This is a genomic window from Enterococcus sp. AZ088 (genome assembly GCF_051714845.1).
GTDB classification, from domain to species: Bacteria; Bacillota; Bacilli; order Lactobacillales; family Enterococcaceae; genus Enterococcus; species Enterococcus faecalis.
In genome coordinates, this window is record NZ_JBIOSQ010000001.1 from 1,368,228 (window position 1) to 1,387,835 (window position 19,608).

The 19,608-nt window shown below is 37.8% G+C and carries 17 protein-coding genes and 1 pseudogene; 14 read left to right on the forward strand and 4 right to left on the reverse strand.

Translation table 11 applies throughout. The annotated features are described in order from the left end of the window. Positions 1 to 8 precede the first annotated feature (8 nt). From IGL17_RS06765 to queG, 4 genes are read left to right on the forward strand one after another with little or no spacing between them, the layout of a single operon-like run. Positions 9 to 1,898: an ABC-F family ATP-binding cassette domain-containing protein gene (locus IGL17_RS06765; RefSeq protein WP_016618379.1), complete on the forward strand. Its 1,890-nt coding sequence runs from the start codon at positions 9 to 11 to the stop codon at positions 1,896 to 1,898. Positions 1,899 to 1,915: 17 nt separating this feature from the next. After that, on the forward strand, positions 1,916 to 2,863 hold the full coding sequence (locus IGL17_RS06770) for a thymidylate synthase (RefSeq protein WP_016618378.1): 948 nt from the start codon (positions 1,916 to 1,918) through the stop codon (positions 2,861 to 2,863). A 17-nt stretch (positions 2,864 to 2,880) separates the two neighbouring features. Beyond that, positions 2,881 to 3,375 (forward strand): trimethoprim-sensitive dihydrofolate reductase, encoded by a 495-nt coding sequence (gene dfr / locus IGL17_RS06775; protein WP_016618377.1) that lies wholly within the window; start codon positions 2,881 to 2,883, stop codon positions 3,373 to 3,375. 23 nt (positions 3,376 to 3,398) lie between these two features. Then, positions 3,399 to 4,568 carry a tRNA epoxyqueuosine(34) reductase QueG gene (queG, locus tag IGL17_RS06780; protein WP_002369389.1) on the forward strand — a complete coding sequence of 390 codons (1,170 nt, stop codon included), beginning with the start codon at positions 3,399 to 3,401 and terminating at the stop codon, positions 4,566 to 4,568. Positions 4,569 to 4,581: 13 nt separating this feature from the next. Here queG and lexA read toward each other — a convergent pair whose 3' ends face one another. Beyond that, positions 4,582 to 5,202: a transcriptional repressor LexA gene (lexA, locus tag IGL17_RS06785; protein ID WP_002357566.1), complete on the reverse strand. Its 621-nt coding sequence runs from the start codon at positions 5,200 to 5,202 to the stop codon at positions 4,582 to 4,584. 150 nt (positions 5,203 to 5,352) lie between these two features. Between lexA and IGL17_RS06790 the strand changes: the two genes are divergently transcribed. Both IGL17_RS06790 and tkt read left to right on the forward strand, forming a co-directional pair. After that, a complete protein-coding gene (locus IGL17_RS06790; protein ID WP_002384502.1) occupies positions 5,353 to 5,595 on the forward strand; it encodes a DUF896 family protein in 243 nt (80 codons plus the stop codon). 71 nt (positions 5,596 to 5,666) lie between these two features. After that, positions 5,667 to 7,661, forward strand: coding sequence for a transketolase (tkt, locus tag IGL17_RS06795; RefSeq protein ID WP_025193365.1), 1,995 nt, complete (start codon positions 5,667 to 5,669; stop codon positions 7,659 to 7,661). Between the two features lie 50 nt (positions 7,662 to 7,711). Here tkt and IGL17_RS06800 read toward each other — a convergent pair whose 3' ends face one another. Next, positions 7,712 to 8,902, reverse strand: coding sequence for an MFS transporter (locus tag IGL17_RS06800; RefSeq protein ID WP_002357563.1), 1,191 nt, complete (start codon positions 8,900 to 8,902; stop codon positions 7,712 to 7,714). Positions 8,903 to 9,256: 354 nt separating this feature from the next. Between IGL17_RS06800 and IGL17_RS06805 the strand changes: the two genes are divergently transcribed. The 4 genes from IGL17_RS06805 to IGL17_RS06820 all read left to right on the forward strand — a co-directional run bounded on the left by IGL17_RS06805 (position 9,257) and on the right by IGL17_RS06820 (position 13,498). Beyond that, the gene (locus IGL17_RS06805; RefSeq protein WP_002357562.1) at positions 9,257 to 10,117 is read left to right on the forward strand and encodes a glucosaminidase domain-containing protein; all 861 of its coding nucleotides are present in this window, start codon (positions 9,257 to 9,259) and stop codon (positions 10,115 to 10,117) included. 228 nt (positions 10,118 to 10,345) lie between these two features. Next, positions 10,346 to 11,278: a cysteine synthase A gene (gene cysK / locus IGL17_RS06810; RefSeq protein WP_002357561.1), complete on the forward strand. Its 933-nt coding sequence runs from the start codon at positions 10,346 to 10,348 to the stop codon at positions 11,276 to 11,278. A 138-nt stretch (positions 11,279 to 11,416) separates the two neighbouring features. Further along, positions 11,417 to 11,860 (forward strand): Fur family transcriptional regulator, encoded by a 444-nt coding sequence (locus IGL17_RS06815; protein WP_002357560.1) that lies wholly within the window; start codon positions 11,417 to 11,419, stop codon positions 11,858 to 11,860. 297 nt (positions 11,861 to 12,157) lie between these two features. Further along, positions 12,158 to 13,498, forward strand: coding sequence for an NADH oxidase (locus tag IGL17_RS06820; RefSeq protein WP_002357559.1), 1,341 nt, complete (start codon positions 12,158 to 12,160; stop codon positions 13,496 to 13,498). A 47-nt stretch (positions 13,499 to 13,545) separates the two neighbouring features. Here IGL17_RS06820 and IGL17_RS06825 read toward each other — a convergent pair whose 3' ends face one another. After that, positions 13,546 to 14,154 carry an NUDIX hydrolase N-terminal domain-containing protein gene (locus IGL17_RS06825; RefSeq protein WP_010713399.1) on the reverse strand — a complete coding sequence of 203 codons (609 nt, stop codon included), beginning with the start codon at positions 14,152 to 14,154 and terminating at the stop codon, positions 13,546 to 13,548. A 233-nt stretch (positions 14,155 to 14,387) separates the two neighbouring features. Here IGL17_RS06825 and IGL17_RS06830 point away from each other — a divergent pair. Then, a pseudogene (locus IGL17_RS06830) lies at positions 14,388 to 14,492 on the forward strand (GNAT family N-acetyltransferase); the annotation flags it as partial. A 19-nt stretch (positions 14,493 to 14,511) separates the two neighbouring features. Further along, on the forward strand, positions 14,512 to 15,039 hold the full coding sequence (locus IGL17_RS06835) for a GNAT family N-acetyltransferase (protein WP_010707581.1): 528 nt from the start codon (positions 14,512 to 14,514) through the stop codon (positions 15,037 to 15,039). 54 nt (positions 15,040 to 15,093) lie between these two features. Here the strand turns inward: IGL17_RS06835 and IGL17_RS06840 are convergent, their stop codons facing one another. Next, positions 15,094 to 15,912, reverse strand: coding sequence for a helix-turn-helix transcriptional regulator (locus tag IGL17_RS06840; RefSeq protein WP_002357554.1), 819 nt, complete (start codon positions 15,910 to 15,912; stop codon positions 15,094 to 15,096). Between the two features lie 136 nt (positions 15,913 to 16,048). Between IGL17_RS06840 and IGL17_RS06845 the strand changes: the two genes are divergently transcribed. Continuing rightward, positions 16,049 to 17,797, forward strand: a complete 1,749-nt coding sequence (locus tag IGL17_RS06845; RefSeq protein WP_002357553.1) for an ABC transporter ATP-binding protein — start codon at positions 16,049 to 16,051, stop codon at positions 17,795 to 17,797. After that, on the forward strand, positions 17,790 to 19,568 hold the full coding sequence (locus tag IGL17_RS06850; RefSeq protein ID WP_016618375.1) for an ABC transporter ATP-binding protein: 1,779 nt from the start codon (positions 17,790 to 17,792) through the stop codon (positions 19,566 to 19,568). Before IGL17_RS06845 ends, IGL17_RS06850 begins: the two co-directional genes overlap by 8 nt. The last annotated feature ends 40 nt before the right edge of the window (positions 19,569 to 19,608 follow it).

Here is a 19,608-nt window from a genome sequence, read left to right on the forward strand (position 1 = left end):
TAGTGTCGGTGAAAGAATTAAAAGTAACAGATTTAACCAAAACATATGGGGAAAAAACACTATTTGATCATCTTTCTTTTTTGATTCATGAAAAAGATCGCATTGGTTTAATTGGGATTAACGGCACAGGGAAAACCAGTTTATTAAATATTATTGCTGGTGTAGATAGCGGTGATGGTGATCTTGCTGCAATTCAGCAGCCAAGTGACTATCAAATTGGGTACCTTTCCCAGAATCAAACATTTGACGAGAATATTACGATTGCAGAAGCCGTGTTTCAGGGAGACAGCCCGATCATAAAAGCGGTCAAAAATTATGAATTAGCGTTAGCTGCTTTAAGTGAGAATGGTTTAGACGAAGGGGTTCAAAGACGTTACACGCAAGCAGAAGAAGCCATGAATAAACAAGATGCTTGGACAGCAGATACCAATGCAAAAATTATTTTACAAAAATTAGGCATTCCCACATTGGAAAAGAAAATAGGTGAGCTTTCTGGTGGGCAGTTAAAACGAGTAAGCTTGGCGCAAGTCTTAATTGAAGCGCCTGATTTACTGTTATTGGATGAACCAACGAACCATCTGGATTATGAAACGATTGAATGGCTGGAAAACTTTTTAAATAACTATCGTGGCGCGGTTTTAATGGTGACCCATGACCGCTACTTTTTAGATCGAGTAACCAATCGGATTTTCGAACTTTCTTTTGGAAAACTGTATGAGTACAAAGGAAACTATGAAACGTATGTAATGGAAAAAGCCGAACGTGAACGCGTCGCTGTAGAGCAAGAAGAAAAAAGAAAACGCCTCTTCAAACAAGAACTAGCGTGGATGCGAGCGGGCGTTCAAGCACGAGGAACGAAACAGCAAGCAAGAATTGATCGGTTTCAGGATTTAAAAGAAAACTTGCATCAGGTACAAACCAATGGCACCTTAGAAGCAGACTTTGCCACGCAGCGTTTAGGGAAAAAAGTTCTGGAAATCAAGGAAGGAAATTATGCCATTGATCACAAACAGCTTTTGAAAGACTTTAATTTACTCATTCAAGCAAACGATCGAATTGGCATTACTGGTAAAAACGGTGCAGGCAAATCCACGTTATTAAATATTTTAGCTGGCCGCATTCCTTTAGAGAGTGGCCTATATAGTATCGGTGAAACCGTCCGAATTGGCTATTATACCCAGCAAAACGAAGAAATGGATCCTAATCAACGAATGATTGCTTATTTGCAAGAAGCAGCAGAAGAAGTGAAACGCAGTGATGGAAGCAGCGTTGGGGTCGCTGAAATGTTAGAGCGCTTTTTATTTCCTCGTTTTATGCACGGGACACTGATTGGCAAACTGTCTGGTGGAGAAAAACGCCGGTTATATCTCTTAAAATTATTAATTAGTCAGCCTAACGTGTTATTATTGGATGAGCCAACCAACGATTTGGACATTGATACGTTGACCATTTTAGAAGATTATATCCAAACGTTTAAAGGAGCGGTAATTGCGGTTTCTCATGACCGTTATTTCTTGGATAAAACAATGGATAAATTGTTAGTTTTTCAAGGAAATGGTCAGATCCTATCATTTTATGGCACGATGAGTGAATATTTGGCGAACCAAAAAGAACAAGAAAAGGTCAAAGAAAAACCGCTCAATAAACCAGTAAAAGAAGCATCGACAGAAAAGAAAGAAAAAACAAAGCTGACTTATATGGAACAAAAAGAGTGGGCAACAATTGAAGAAGACATCACACAATTAGAAACGAAATTAGAAACATTAACTGAAGAAATGAATCATCAGGGTGATAATTTTGTTCGTTTACAAGAACTACAAGAAGCGGTAACAGCAACGGAACAATTGTTAGAAGAAAAAATGAATCGTTGGGAATACTTGAGTGAATACGCGGATTAAGAGATGGAGGGAATAAGATGGAAGAAGCATACTTAGCGCTAGGAAAAAAGATTTTAGAAAAAGGTCATTTTAAAGAAGACCGTACAGGAACTGGGACGTATAGTTTATTTGGCTATCAAATGCGTTTTGATTTGGCCAAAGGATTTCCCTTACTAACAACCAAACGAGTACCGTTTGGCTTGATTAAAAGTGAGTTATTGTGGTTTTTAAAAGGCGACACGAATATTCGCTATTTGTTAGAGCGAAATAATCATATTTGGGATGAATGGGCGTTCGAACGTTACGTAAAAAGCGCAGATTATCAAGGACCAGACATGACGGATTTTGGGCATCGTGTCTTACAAGATCCAGCGTTTGCAGAACAATACAAAGAAGAACATCAAAAATTCTGTGATGCCATTTTAAATGATGCAGAGTTTGCAGAAAAATATGGTGAATTAGGGAATATTTATGGTGCGCAATGGCGTCACTGGGAAACCAAAGATGGTAGCTTTATCGATCAATTAGCTAATGTGATTGAAATGATTAAAACCAATCCTGATTCTCGCCGTTTAATTGTTTCCGCTTGGAATCCAGAAGATGTGCCTTCAATGGCGTTGCCGCCTTGTCACACTATGTTTCAATTTTATGTAAATGAAGGAAAATTAAGCTGTCAACTTTATCAGCGCAGTGCCGATGTTTTTTTAGGTGTTCCTTTTAACATTGCAAGCTATGCTTTATTGACACATCTGATTGCACATGAAACAGGTTTAGAAGTGGGGGAGTTTGTACACACGCTAGGAGATGCCCACTTATATAAAAATCATGTGGAGCAAATGCAAGAACAATTATCACGAGAAGTTCGTTCTTTTCCAACGCTCGTTTTGAATCCAGACAAGGCTTCTGTTTTTGATTTTGATATGGAAGATATTAAAGTAGAAGGCTATGACCCACATCCAACGATTAAAGCGCCGATTGCCGTATAAAAAAGGAGAGAGAAGCTATGTTAGCAGCCATTTGGGCCCAAGATGAACAAGGAGTGATTGGTAAAGAAGGCAAATTGCCTTGGCGTTTACCCAACGACTTGAAATTTTTCAAGGAAAAAACAATTCATAATACATTGGTCTTAGGACGTGCAACTTTCGAAGGCATGGGATGTCGTCCGTTACCAAATCGAACAACGATTGTTCTTACCAGTAATCCGGATTACCAAGCTGAAGGCGTTTTGGTTATGCATTCCGTAGAGGAAATTCTTGCGTATGCTGACAACTATGAAGGCGTGACCGTTATTGGTGGAGGTTCTGTCGTTTTTAAAGAACTGATTCCCGCATGCGATGTCTTATATCGGACGATGATTCATGAAACATTTGAAGGCGACACCTTCTTTCCAGAAATCGACTGGTCTGTTTGGGAAAAAGTTGCCACTGTTCCCGGCGTCGTGGACGAGAAAAATCTCTATGCACATGACTATGAAACGTATCATCGAAACGATAAATAATAAAATGAAGGGAGGCATGAGCAATGCCGACATTGAAAGAAAAAATTATTCAAGAGAGTCAACGTTTAGGCATCGATAAAATCGGCTTTACTCATGCTGAACCATTTATTGAATTAGAAGATTCTCTGCATGAACAACGAGAGCGAGGATATAACTCGGGGTTTGAACATCAAAATGTGGAAGAACGAATTTACCCAGAAAAAACGTTTGAGCATCCTAAAAGTATTATCTCCATTGCTTTAGCTTATCCCACCAAAGCTCAGGAAAAAATGCCTAGAGATGAAAAGCGTGGACAATTTGCGCGAGCCTCTTGGGGAATTGACTATCATCACATTTTGCAGGATCGGTTGCAAAAATTAATTGCTTTTATTGAAGAGCAAGCTGCCACTGAAGCAGAAAAAGAACACTGGCGCTTTCGGCCACAAGTAGATACTGGCGAATATGTTGACACCGCTGTTGCTCAGCGGGCGGGTTTAGGATTCATTGGTAAAAATGGTCTACTGATTACCGAAGAATTTGGTTCCTTTGTATATTTAGGTGAGGTGACCACCAACATTCAATTTGAACCAGATGAACCTGTTCCAAACGGTTGCGGTGATTGTACTCGTTGTATCACAGGGTGTCCTACAGGGGCTTTGTTAGGGGACGGTCGAATGAATGCTCAAAAATGTTTGTCTTATCAAACGCAAACAAAAGGCATGATGCCTGAAGAGTATCGGAAAAAAATGCGTAACGTCATTTATGGTTGCGACATTTGTCAGCTGGTTTGCCCTTATAATAAAGGAAAAGATTTTCATTTTCATGAAGAGATGGAACCAAAGATTGAAGAAGTTTATCCCAAATTGGCACCGTTATTAACTATTTCCAATAAAGAATTTAAACAGCAATTCGGACACTTAGCAGGCTCTTGGCGTGGTAAAAAACCATTGCAACGGAATGCTTTAATTGCGTTAGCGAATTTGGGCGGCCGTGAAGCTATCCCACAAATTATTCTCTGTTTAAATGATCAGCGTCCTGTCATTCGCGGAACAGCTGCTTGGTCGTTAGGTCAGCTCGCAAAAAGAGAACCCGAGCAAAGTTTAGAAGCTTTAAATTATCTACTTTCTGTAGAAACTGAAGCAGAGGTTATCGAGGAAGCTCAAAAGGCTATTTACTTGTTAACAAGCAAAAAAGGAAGCCGCTCAACGGAGTGACTTCCTTTTTTTATTAAATATGATTGCGATATAAACCAACAACTTTACCTAAAATTGTAACGTTATCTAAAAGAATAGGCGCTAATGCATCATTTTCAGGCTGCAAGCGGATATGATCTACTTCTCGGAAGAATCGTTTACAGGTTGCTTCATCTTCATCGGTCATTGCGATTACGATGTCGCCATTATTGGCATTCGATTGCTTACGAACAATCACTTGGTCGCCATCTAGAATACCTGCGTTAATCATACTTTCTCCTCGAATCGTCAACATAAATAAAGCATTTTCTTCTGTACGTAAATCAGGAGGTAACGGGAAGAAATCTGATGCTTCTTCCACCGCTAAAATTGGTTCACCAGCAGTTACGACACCTAACATCGGAATAGTTGTCGGTTGAATCCCAATCTTTTCCAAGCCTTCTGGTGTTAATTCGATTGCTCGCGGTTTTGTTGGGTCACGTAAGATTAGACCCTTTTTTTCAAGACGAGCTAAATGTCCGTGAACGGTAGAAGTTGAGGATAAATCAACAGCCTTCCCAATTTCGCGAACGGTTGGCGGATAGCCCTTTAATTCGACTTGTTCGTATATATATTTAAGTACTTCTAATTGTCTTGTTTCTGTACGTTTCGCCAAAACCCGCACCTTCTTTCAATTGATAAAATTAGTGTACCATAAAATGCGAACGAAATCAAACAAGCGTTCGTGTTTTATAAATATCAGAATATAGTTGTTTTTTTAAGGCAGTTCTTATAATATAGACAGTGAGAGTAAGGAGGGATTTTGATGTTATCGAAAGAAAAAATTGCCCGTATAAATGAATTAGCGAATAAAGCAAAAGTGGAAGAACTTAGTGCGAAAGAAAAAGTCGAACAACAAGAATTACGTAAAGAGTATTTAGAAGCATTTCGTGGAGGGATGCGTCACCATATCGAAGGAATGAAGGTCGTGGATCAAGAAGGGACCGATGTGACTCCTGAAAAACTAAAACAAATTCAACGTGAAAAAGGACTTCACAACAGAAAGTAATTGCTTTCATTGTCGAAATAAGCTACACTATGAATAAAGGTAAAAAAAACCTAAATTAGGAGATGATTTTTTTGTTTGACAAGACAGATCAATTGGGCGTTAATACAATCCGGACATTAAGTATTGAAGCCGTACAAAAAGCGAACTCAGGACATCCTGGTTTACCAATGGGTGCTGCCCCAATGGCGTATGCACTTTGGACAAAACATTTAAAGGTGAACCCAACAACTTCTAGAAACTGGGTTGATCGTGATCGTTTTGTACTTTCAGCAGGCCACGGCTCTGCAATGTTGTACAGCTTATTACATCTATCAGGATACAACGTAACAATTGACGATTTGAAAAATTTCCGTCAATGGGATAGTAAAACACCAGGGCATCCAGAAGTGCACCACACAGATGGTGTTGAAGCAACAACAGGACCTCTAGGACAAGGGATTGCTATGGCTGTTGGTATGGCAATGGCTGAAGCGCATTTAGCCGCAACTTATAATCGTGATAGTTTCCCTATTATGGATCATTATACGTACGCAATTTGTGGTGACGGCGATTTAATGGAAGGTGTTTCTCAAGAAGCAAGTTCAATGGCTGGTCATATGAAATTAGGTAAATTAATTGTCTTGTACGATTCAAATGACATCTCATTAGATGGACCAACTTCTAAAGCCTTTACTGAAAATGTTGGGGCTCGTTATGAAGCATACGGATGGCAACATATTTTAGTTAAAGATGGCAATGATTTAGATGAAATAGAGGCTGCGATTGAAGCGGCTAAAGCTGAAACGGATAAACCAACATTGATTGAAGTTAAAACAGTCATTGGTTACGGAGCACCAAAAGAAGGAACTTCTTCCGTTCACGGCGCGCCAATTGGTGAAGAGGGCATTACAGCGGCTAAAGCTGTTTATGGTTGGGAATATCCTGACTTTACTGTGCCAGAGGAAGTCGCTGCTCGTTTTAAAGAAACGATGATTGACGAAGGCCAAAAAGCAGAAGCGGCTTGGAATGAGATGTTTAAGAACTATGAACATGCGCATCCAGAATTAGCCAAACAATTTAAAGAAGCTTTTGCCAACCGATTACCTGAAGGTTGGGAACAAGAATTACCTAAATATGAACTAGGAACAAGTGCCGCAAGTCGTGTAACAAGTAAAGAAACGATTCAAGCTATTTCAAAAGTTGTTCCAAGTTTCTGGGGCGGTTCAGCTGATTTATCAGCCTCAAATAATACAATGGTTGCTGCAGAAAAAGATTTCGAACCTGGTCAATACGAAGGCCGTAATATTTGGTTTGGTGTTCGCGAATTTGCAATGGCTGCAGCAATGAACGGGATTCAATTACACGGTGGTAGCCATGTTTATGGCGGGACATTCTTCGTCTTTACTGACTACTTACGTCCAGCAATCCGTTTAGCCGCTTTACAAAAAGTTCCTGTAACTTACGTCTTAACGCATGACTCTGTTGCGGTGGGTGAAGATGGGCCAACACACGAACCAATTGAGCAATTAGCAAGTGTTCGTTGCATTCCAAATGTTCATGTGATTCGTCCAGCAGACGGCAATGAAACTGTTGCTGCTTGGAAAATTGCTATGAATTCTACGGAAACACCAACTATTTTAGTTCTAAGTCGTCAAAACTTACCTGTTTTAGAAGGAACGTTAGAACACGCTTCTGATTCTGTTCAAAAAGGTGCTTATGTATTGTCACCACAAAAAGGTGAACAACCAGCAGGGATTTTAATTGCGACTGGTTCTGAAGTAAATCTAGCAGTGGAAGCACAAGCGAAATTAGCGGAAGAAGGCATCGATGTATCTGTCGTGTCAATGCCAAGTTTTGATTTGTTTGAAAAACAATCTGCTGAATATAAAGAAAGTGTGTTACCTAAAGCTGTGACAAAACGTGTGGCGATTGAAGCTGCAGCAAGTTTTGGTTGGGAACGCTATGTAGGGACGGAAGGCAAAACAATCACAATTGATCACTTCGGTGCTTCTGCACCTGGCGGTCTAGTTCTTGAAAAATTCGGCTTTACTCCTGAAAATGTGGTTAATACCTATAAATCACTATAAATAAACATTAAAAAACCTGAATGCTTGTGATAGCATTCAGGTTTTTTGCTTCATTTCTTTTTGGGAGCAAAGAGCATAAAGTGAAAAAATAATGCGAACAATTGGAACCCAATACCAGTTAAAGTAACACCAGACCAACCATAGTTTTGCCACATTAATGTACCAATCAATGAACCCAGTGAACCGCCGATGAAATAGAAAAACATAAAGACGGTATTGTTACGATTGCTGGCTTCTTCTCCCAAATTTTGGACGCGTGTTTGATTGGCTACTTGCCCAAATTGAGTACCGATATCTAAAACAATAATTGCTAAGATTAGTAAGACCACATGTGTTCCACCTAGAAAAAGTAAGATAAAACTACCGAACTGCATCAGCAGGCCAATCAAAACAATCTTCCGCTCTGGATAATAATCGGATAGACGACCAATGATGGGTGCTACGAAAGCCCCTGATAACCCAAAAATTGCTAAAATACCGACTTCTTTCGGTCCCCAATAATAAGCTGGACTACTAACAAAGAAAATTAATGTAGACCAAAAGATTGAAAAGGTTGCAAACATAAAAAAGCCATTGACAGTTGCTTCTCTTAACAAAGGTTGCGATTTGATTAGCTTAGGAAGACTTTTCAAAGAACCTAAATAAGTTAATCGATTTGAAGTTTGAGTATGTATCACTGTTTTGGGCAATTTTAATTGAAGTAGAACGACCAATGCTAACACGAATATTACGGCGATTAGGTACACTGTTCGCCAAGAAGCTGCACTAGCAATGAAACCCGAGATCGTTCGAGACAATAAAATTCCTGTCAATAGTCCGCCCAGCATTCGACCTGTTACTTTACCACGGTTCGCTGGTCCCGCCATGACCGCAGCATAAGGAATAATAATTTGGGCGACAATAGAGAGCAGCCCAATAAAAAAAGAAGAGAGTGCAAACAGGAGAAAACTTGGTGCAAAAAACGCAGCACTTAGAGACAGCGAGGAGAGCGCAGCTACTCGAATGATTAATTTGCGACGATCAACGACATCGCCTAATGGAACAAGAAAAAGTAAGCCTAGCGCATAGCCTAATTGGGTCAGCATAGTAACAAAACCAATAGAACCAATACTGACTTGAAAGGCCTGAGCAATTTGGGTGCCAATTGGTTGAATATAATACATATTGGCGACCACGACCCCGCAAGTTAACGCTAATAAAAACGTCACTTGATTTGTTAAACCCGATTGTTGTTTCTTCATCTAACCACCTACATTTCTATGTAATTCATTTTGTAATACAACAACTACTCGGCAATAGTTGTTTTGATTACAAAAACAGACTTCTCTTATAAAGTTTGTTCAAAAAGTGACAAGTCCATTAAAAATTTTATCACAATAAATAAAGAAAAGTAAGAGGATAAATAACAAAAATCTCATCAAATTGAAAAGAAGAAGTGGTTGTTTTCACAAGTGTGAAGAGGGTTAATTAAATACAAACAAGATTTCAATTACATTACAGAAATTTTAAAACTCAAAATTTAATACGTTTATTTCTTGTTTCAATAGGAAATTAACGGTAAAATAGAAAAGTGAGACAGTGAGGAGGAAAAATGAATGAGCGAACAGTTAACAAGAAGTAGTAAACATATTCAAAAAGCTCTTAAAAAGCAAAAAGCTTATAAACGTGCTACCGCCGTTGCGGGGACTTCAATGATTTTAGCACCTGTGGTTGGTGCTGCGGTACCTGCCCAAGCAGAATCAAGCCAGCAAGCATTTATTAATGAAATCGGAAATTCAGCAGCAGCCGTTGCCAATAGCAATGATATGTATGCTTCCGTCATGATTGCTCAAGCGTTGCTAGAAAGTAGTTATGGTAGTTCTGGGTTAGCATCTGCACCGAACTATAACTTGTTTGGTGTAAAAGGAAGTTATAATGGACAATCTGTTTATATGCCAACAAAAGAATATTTAGACGGACAATGGGTGACCGTCACAGCAGCATTTAGAAGTTATAATTCTTATGCGGAATCGTTCCAAGATCATGCCAATGTTATTCGTTCCACTGCTTTTGGGGATACATACCATTATTCAGGCGTTTGGAAGAGTAATACTAGCAGTTATCGCGATGCAACAGCCGCTTTAGCTGGAAGTTATGCAACTGATCCAGGCTATGCCGAAAAATTGAATTGGTTAATTGAAGCATATAATTTAACTCAATATGATTGGGGAGCACCAGTCGCTCAAACCACTAGTTATTCAGATACAACGGGAACCGTTGATACAACAATCGATACAGCGGCTTCTGCAACAGCAACAGCAGAAACTGTAGCTAGTCAAAGTTACACTGTCGCAAACGGCGACACATTGTGGGACATTGCTGCACGTTTTGGAACGACAGTTGATAATTTAATGTCACTAAATGGATTAACATTGGATTCTGTTTTATCGGTGGGTCAAACCATCCAAATCGGTTAATTTTGCAATTATTTAGTTGAAGAAAGACCTTACAAAAGCAGTAGTTTTTGTAAGGTCTTTTATCGTGAAAATAGGTAGGGCCAGCAGCAATTATTTGATGAGCATAATCCGTTTTTTTATTTAATTTTTCACAAACTAAAATTCGTTTTTCTGGTAGAAATCGTTTTTTTGAGCTATGCTTAGAGAAAGAATTATTATATTGTTTGTAAAATTGGAGGATGTAGGATTATGACTAAAGGTTATGTAAAATCAGTAACAGAGTTAATTGGTCAAAGCCCAGTTGTGAAATTAAAACGGATGGTACCAGAAGGAGCTGCAGATGTTTTTGTTAAACTAGAATTCTTTAATCCTGGTGGCAGTGTGAAAGATCGAATTGCTTTAAGCATGATCCAACAAGCCGAAGCAGATGGTCGCCTAAAACCTGGACAAACGATTATTGAGCCGACTAGTGGTAATACAGGCATTGGGTTAGCAATGGTAGGTGCTGCGTTGGGATATCCAGTTAAGATTGTGATGCCAGATACTATGAGTATTGAACGCCGCAAATTAATGCAAGCATATGGGGCTGATCTATTATTAACCCCTGGTGCCGAAGGAATGAAAGGGGCAATTGCAAAAGCCACAGCATTAGCAGAAGAACACGGATACTTCATGCCTTTGCAATTTAATAATCCAGCTAATCCAATGGTACATGAACAAAAAACAGGAAAAGAAATTGTTGATGTCTTTGGTAAACGTGGCTTAGATGCGTTTGTCTCTGGTGTTGGCACTGGAGGAACCGTTACAGGAGTTGGCCATGAATTGAAACGGATTTTTCCAGACATTGAAATTGTTGCAGTAGAACCAACGGAGTCGCCTGTTTTAGAAGGTGGCGAACCAGGTCCACATAAAATCCAAGGAATAGGCGCTGGTTTTGTCCCAGAAGTTTTAGACACCACCGTTTATCAAAAAGTTGCCGCTGTTTCTAGTGAAGACGCATTAGAAACTGCTCGTTTAATGGGGCCAAAAGAAGGCATCCTTGTGGGGATTTCAGCAGGGGCAGCAATTAAAGCTGCCATTGATTTGGCAGTTGAATTAGGCGCAGGCAAACGTGTCTTAGCGCTGGTTCCAGATAACGGTGAACGTTATCTTTCGACAGCTCTTTACGAATTTCCAGAATAAAAAACACGCAAAAAAACGAGCATTTCTCTTAGTTTAGTAAAATGCTCGTTTTTTCCACGAGAATCCTACAATAATTCTTGTCAATCGTAATAAGAAATAGTATTATTTAAGAAAGATAGACAGGGGAGGGATACAAAGATGGACAACGTATTGGTTAAAAATGCACTCGCTGAATTAAAAGAAGCCAATATCCGAATTACTCCGCAACGTTATGCTATCTTGGAATATTTAATCGAAAATCATACACACCCAACAGCTGATGAAATTTATCGCGCACTAGAAGATCATTTTCCAAATATGAGTGTAGCAACGGTTTACAACAATCTACGTTTATTTACTGAAATCGGTTTCGTTCAAGAAATGAGTTATGGCGATGCATCTAGTCGTTTTGATTTTAGTTCGAAGAAACATTATCACGTGATTTGTCAAAAATGTGGTAAAATCGTTGATTTTCATTATCCAGGGTTAGAGGACGTTGAAATGGCCGCTAGTAAATTAACAGGCTTCGAAATTAATGAACATCGTTTAGAATTATATGGATTATGTCCAGATTGCCAACAAGCACAACAGGAGAATGTGTAAAAAATTACATACTGTTAAAAATTTATCAAAAGATAAGTCACTTGTCTAGGCAAATTTCACAAGCGTAAGAGTTTTCACTCTTATGCTTGTTTTTTTGTGTGGTTATTGACTTTTAAATTCTTAAAAACAAAAAATTAACTAGCTATTATTAAGAATTAGCAACAGTTTGTGAATTTTTTTATATGCGATTCACAAGCATAGAACTCGAATAAGCTTGATTCCTCTGATATATTTTAAACAGACAGAGGGAGACGTCACCTCTGCAAAACAAAGATTGTGAAAGAAGGGATTTACAACATGAAAGTCGTAGTCGTAGGATGTACCCATGCTGGAACTTCAGCAGTTAAAAGTATTTTAGCAAATCACCCGGAGGCGGAAGTCACTGTATATGAAAGAAATGACAATATTTCCTTCCTATCTTGCGGAATTGCCTTGTACGTTGGAGGCGTAGTTAAAAATGCTGCTGATTTATTTTATTCAAATCCAGAAGAACTGGCTTCTTTAGGAGCAACAGTGAAGATGGAACACAATGTTGAAGAAATCAACGTGGACGACAAAACTGTTATAGCGAAAAACTTACAAACGGGTGCAACTGAGACCGTTTCTTATGATAAATTAGTGATGACAACTGGTTCTTGGCCAATTATTCCACCAATTCCAGGAATTGATGCTGAAAATATTTTATTATGTAAAAACTATTCACAAGCCAACGTGATCATCGAAAAAGCGAAAGATGCCAAACGTGTCGTTGTCGTTGGTGGCGGTTATATTGGTATTGAATTAGTAGAAGCTTTTGTAGAATCAGGTAAACAAGTTACTTTAGTTGACGGGTTAGACCGCATTTTAAATAAATATTTAGATAAGCCATTCACAGATGTTCTAGAAAAAGAATTAGTTGATCGTGGCGTTAATTTAGCTTTAGGTGAAAATGTCCAACAATTCGTAGCAGATGAGCAAGGAAAAGTAGCAAAAGTCATTACACCAAGTCAAGAATTCGAAGCAGATATGGTGATTATGTGTGTTGGTTTCCGTCCAAATACAGAATTATTAAAAGATAAAGTTGACATGTTACCAAATGGTGCAATTGAAGTCAATGAGTATATGCAAACAAGCAATCCTGATATTTTTGCTGCGGGTGATAGTGCAGTTGTTCACTACAACCCAAGTCAAACAAAAAATTATATCCCATTAGCAACGAATGCTGTTCGTCAAGGTATGCTAGTAGGTCGTAATTTGACTGAACAAAAATTGGCTTATCGTGGCACACAGGGAACTTCTGGCTTATATTTATTCGGTTGGAAAATTGGTTCAACAGGTGTGACAAAAGAAAGTGCCAAATTAAACGGACTAGATGTCGAAGCAACTGTTTTCGAAGATAACTATCGTCCAGAGTTTATGCCAACAACTGAAAAAGTTCTGATGGAATTAGTCTATGAAAAAGGAACACAACGCATTGTTGGTGGTCAATTGATGTCTAAATATGATATCACACAATCTGCCAATACTTTATCATTAGCGGTCCAAAATAAAATGACTGTCGAAGATTTAGCGATTTCTGATTTCTTCTTCCAACCACATTTTGATCGCCCTTGGAACTACTTAAACTTATTAGCCCAAGCCGCTTTAGAAAATATGTAATTAATAATAGAAAAAGGATGAAGAACAGAAGTTCTTCATCCTTTTTGTTAGTCACTAAGCGCTCCAGTTGTTTGGTTCATTAATGCCATTAATTGCTCTTTCGTTGTTCGTTTGATAGAAAGAGGGGGGAGATTATCTAAAGAAAAATAAGCACAATTCGAGGTTTCAATGTTTTTTTCAAAGGGATGATTTTCTAAAATCTCACAAGAAAAAATCATTTTATAGTACTGAAATAGTTGAGGAATGTCTTTTCGTTTATCTGTATCATAAACAGCAAGCAATTCTTTTGCTGTAACAACTAAGCCAGTTTCTTCCAATACTTCTTTTTCAATATTTTCTTTAGGGGAGCAGCCAATTTCGGCATAGCCACCAGGTAATGACCATTCTTTGGTCCGTAAATCTTCAACTAATAAAAAACGATTCTCTTTTTTTATCAAACCGCGAACATCTACTTTCGGTGTTGGATAACCTTCCTCTTTAGTTAAGATTTTTTCTAAGTCGGGCAAGACAGTCGCTTCGTGTCCGGTTGCGCTAATAAGTTGTAACGTAAGTTCCCGTAGTTCTTGGTAACGTTCTTGATCAAAAGCATCTTTCCCGTAAAAAAGACCTGCATCTGCCAATGCTAGCAACCGCTTGTAGATGTTTAGATAATCCATATACGCACGCTCCTCATAGACTTAATACGTTTAGTTTAACAGAAAAAAACAAAGGAAGGGCAGATTTAGCGAGAAAAGGAGTCGGTTTAAGGAAATAATAAAGAATAAATGACTAACTTACATTTTTAAACTACCTATGCTATTATTTAATAAAAAAGATTGGGTATACAATAATTTTGTTATGTAAACAAAGCAAAAAGATTGACGTCATTCGCTAGACAGGTTAATATCATACTATTCGTTTTTACGAATCATTGGGTTTTAAGCGCCTTGAGGTTTTTCCGACATTATGGGACGCTTGGAATCCTTGTTTAATTTTAATTAAACAGTTGATTTAATCTACAAAGGAGTTTTAGTATGTCAGTATTTATTAGAGAGTGTACCGTCGCAGACGTACCAGAATTAGAGGCCATTTGCCAAGAGACTTTTGCAGATACTTATGGAGATGGCGAAAACGAAGAGGATTTACAGGCACATTATGAGAGGAAATTTAGTCCAGCAGTTTTAGAAAGCGAAATCTTACATAAAGATTCGCAATATTTCTTTGCTTTTTATAATAATGAACTTGCAGGTTATGTGAAATTAAATCACGGTGATGCTCAGATTACCTATCAACATCCACAAGCGTTACAAGTTGAGCGCATTTATATTCGTAAATCTTTTAAGCGTTTAGGCTTAGGCAAACATTTGATTACGAAAGCAATTGAATTAGCGGAAGAAGCAAAAAAAGAGACGGTTTGGTTAGGTGTTTGGGAACATAATCATCCAGCGCAAAAATTTTATCAATCATTGGGCTTCGTAAAAACAGATGAACATGATTTTTATATGGGAAATGAACGCCACACCGATTATACAATGACGAAACAGTTAAAAGAGTCAACGTAAAGCAAAAACAAGGAAACGGATGCAATGAAGCCGACGATTCCTTGTTTTTTTATCTTAAAATTGTGAAGGAGATTTTCCATAATATTTTTTGAATAATTTACTAAAATGATAGGCATCTTCGTAACCAACCGTTTTTGCCACTTCTTTGACACTTAAGGAATCATTTTTCAGCAATTCTTTCGCATGGTTTAAGCGGATTTGAATTAAATAATTGATTGGCCCAACGCCTGTGGCCGCTTTAAAGGTTTTCGACAAATAAGTCGGGGTAACATATAACATTTCAGCTAACTGTTCCAAAGTAATTTCTTCGTCATGGTGGGTTTCCAGATAATAAATCGTATGATTGACTAAATTTCGTTTTCTTTTTTCCGTTTTCGATAGCCGAGTTTCAATTTTATTTTCTTGATCAACTGCTAAACTTCTTAAAATATAAACCAATAGTTCAATAACTAAAGCTTTAATTTGTAACGCTGATTCAACTTCTTGATGGTTTAATTCATGAACAATTTGCCAAGCTTTTTCTAAAAAAGCACCATGTAAATGACTTAAATCTAATAAAGCTGATTTATTTGGAAATACGTTTCGCGCTAAGCCTTCTAAATAGAGATTTGAAATGCCAATGTGTAGTTGATGTGAGTAAGTTCCTGCTTTTTGTTGCTCACCATGTTCCGTTCGCGGATTAAAAAGAAACACCGTACCAGCAGTGGCATGGTACTGTTGTCCTTGAACAATATATTCAGATTCACCTTCTAAAAGAATAGATATTTCCAGAAATTCATGATGATGACAATTATAAGGGTGGGTCTCTTCGTTCCAAGGATCGAAGGCATATAAAATTTCAGGATTAAACGTTCGACTATTTGTGTAGTTCATAAAAAATCACTCCTACTTGTATCCGCTTTCTATACTATATTGTACATCAAAATATACAAGAATGCCCATTTCTTTTCCTATAAAAAAACAGTAATCTTATACACGTCCATAAAAACAAGAGAGAGTAGGGGAGAAAATGAATAGTTTTGAATGGATTTGGCAATATGCTAAAAAAAATAAGAATAAGTTACTGCTAGCTGTTATTTTTGTCGTTATTAACGCTATTTTAATTGTTATTATTCCATTGTTATCTGGCAGAATTGTAGACCAAGTAATCAATCAGGGGAAAACTGAAGAGCTTGTCCCAATTCTTGGGATTATGATTGGGGTGACCGTTATTCGGACAGTTGTTCGTTATAGTTATCAAGTCTTGTTTGAATCGGTTGGACAATCTGCGTTATTTGACTTAAGAAAAGATATGTATGTCAAACTTCAAGAATTAGATTTTGATTTCTTTAATCATACACGTGTTGGCGATATTATGGCGCGAATGACAGGGGATACAGACGCTATCCGCCATTTTGTTTCTTGGGTCACTTATAACCTCTTAGAATGTATTTTATGGTTCATCGCAGCCGTGATTGTGATGGGGACGATCAATTGGCAATTAATGCTGGCATTAATTTTAATTACACCTTTGATTTTTCTGTTAACACAAAAAATGTCGAAGGAATCGCATCCGGTATTTTTTGAGATTCGGGAAAGTTTTTCTCGGTTAAATTCAATGGTCGAAGAAAATATTGGTGGAAATCGGGTGGTTAAAGCTTTTTCTCAAGAACCTTATGAAATTGAAAAGTTTAACAAGCACAATGAAGACTATAAAAAATGGAATATGGCTTCCGCAGATGTCTCTAAAAAATATTTACCGTGGTTAGACGGTTTTGCAGGTAGTTTAAATGTTATTGCCTTAGTTCTTGGTGGCCTCTTTGTAATTCAAGGTCGGATGACAATTGGTGATTTAGTGGCCTTTAACGGCTTTCTCTGGATGTTGAACATGCCGATGCGAATGAGTGGCTGGTTGATCAATGATGTGCAACGCTTTACGGCATCGTCCATTAAAATTCGTCAGTTATTAGCAACGAAACCGAAGATTCCCATCGCTCGGGAAAAAGAAGCGGAACCAATCCAAGGCTATGTGACGTTTGATCACGTGTCCTTTCATTTTTCAGATGATCCAGAAACCCCCATTTTATCGGATGTTTCATTTTCAGCAAAACCTGGTGAAACAATTGGTATTTTAGGGGAAACTGGTTCAGGCAAAACCACTTTAGTTAACTTAATCGCTCGGTTCTATGATCCAACCAAAGGCACTGTTTATATTGATGGAAAAGATGCTAAAAGCTATTCTGTTCGTAAATTGCGAGAAAATATCTCCATGGTTATGCAAGATGTCTTTCTTTTTTCCAATACGATAGAAGATAACATTGCTTTTGGTAATACATTGGCTAACTTGGAACAAGTGCAAATGATGGCTGAAATTGCTGATGCCCATAGCTTTATTTCCAGAATGCCTGAAGGTTATGCAACAATTGTTGGTGAACGCGGCGTTGGCCTATCTGGTGGCCAAAAACAGCGGATTTCACTGGCCCGTGCCTTAACCAAAGATCCAGCTATTTTAATTTTAGATGACACAACTTCCGCTGTTGATATGGAAACAGAATCAAAAATTCAAAAAGAACTAGGCCGTTTGACGGAAAAGAAAACGACATTTATTATTGCCCACCGAATTTCTTCTGTGAGAGAGGCCAATTTAATTTTGATGATGGAAAAAGGCCGTGTGGTGGAAAGCGGTACGCATAGCGAATTAGTCGAACAAAAAGGCAAATATTTTGACGTATATCAAAAACAATTAGGTCTGACAAAGGAAGGTGAGTCGCGTGGCTAGAAATACGTTTGATGTGGATGAGACTTTAGAAAAAGAATTTAATTGGTCTCATTATAAACGATTAGGCGCCTATATTAAGCCTTACAAAAAAGCTGTTTTTAAAACATTATTTGTCATCATATTAGCTAATCTGGCAAGTATGTTAGGCCCTTACTTTACTAAAATTGCGATTGACCAAGTAATTCCACAAAAGAATCTCTCGTTACTCTTGATACTAGGGGCTATTTTCCTATTTTCCTTGGTGATTATTGGTTGGTGTATGCGTTATCGGATATATGCCATCACAGAAATTGGACAAGATATTTTAAAAGATATGCGTTTTTCAATTTTTGAGCATCTACAAAAATTACCATTTTCTTATTTTGACAGTCGGCCGCATGGAAAAATCTTAATTCGGGTGGTCAATTACATCAATACGTTAAGTGATTTACTAAGTAACGGATTGATCAATTTAATTTCTGATTTATTTAATGTGATTATCACCTTAATTTTCATGTTATTTATTGATGTGAAATTAACCTTATACAGTTTACTGCTATTGCCTGTGTTATTCGTGATAGTTCTGTTTATTCAAGGGAAACAACGGAAAGCTTACCAAGAGCTTAGCAATAAACAATCAAACTTAAATGCCTATATTCATGAAAGTATTTCAGGAATTAAAATTACACAATCTTTTGCACGAGAAGATGAAAATTTCCAAATTTTTAACGAGGTAAGCGAAGAATATCGTCAATCCTTTATGAAAGCTGTGCGTGTCCAGTATTTATTATGGCCAGCAGTGCAAAATATATCCGTCATTACGACTTGTTTTATCTATTTCGTAGGAATCCGTCAATTAGGTGTGTCCGTTACTACTGGGACGCTAATTGCTTTTATCGGTTATATCAATAACTTTTGGAATCCGGTCATCAATATTGGTAACTTCTACAATTCTCTGATTACTGCAACTGCCTATTTGGAAAGGATTTTTGAAACGATGGATGTTGTTCCAGAAATTCAAGATGCGCCGCACGCTATTGCGTTGCCGCCAATTAAAGGAACCGTCGACTTTCAGCATGTTTATTTCCGTTATGAAGAAGGAAAAAATATTTTGACCGATGTTAGTTTTCATATTGAGCCAGGACAAACAATCGCCTTGGTTGGGCCAACAGGTGCGGGTAAAACAACAATCATCAATTTGTTAAGTCGTTTTTATGATGTGAATGAAGGGGCCGTTAAAATTGATGGTTATGATGTTCGCGATGTGACACTCCGTTCGTTAAGAAAACAAATGGGGGTAATGCTTCAAGATACGTTTATTTTTTCAGGAACAATTATTGAAAACATTCGGTACGGAAATTTAGCAGCCACAGAGGAAGAAGTCATCCAAGCCGCAAAAATTGTTCGTGCCCACGACTTTATCAAAGATTTAAAAGATGGCTATGAAACAGTTGTGGAAGAGCGGGGGAGTACTCTCTCGGCAGGACAACGCCAATTAATTTCATTTGCTCGTGCTTTACTGGCAGATCCCAAAATTTTAATTTTAGACGAAGCTACCTCCAGTATTGATACAAAAACAGAAGAATTGTTACAAGAAGGACTACAACAACTTCTGAAAGGACGGACATCGTTTATTATTGCTCATCGACTTTCTACCATCAAAAATAGCGATAAAATTTTCTATATTGATGGTGGTCGTATTGTGGAAGAAGGATCTCATGATCAACTAATGGCAAAACATGCGTTATATCATCATTTATATCAATCGCAATACGACTTATTAAAGAGCTAGATGATAAAACAGAGAAAATTCTTAGTTGAATCTTTCTCTG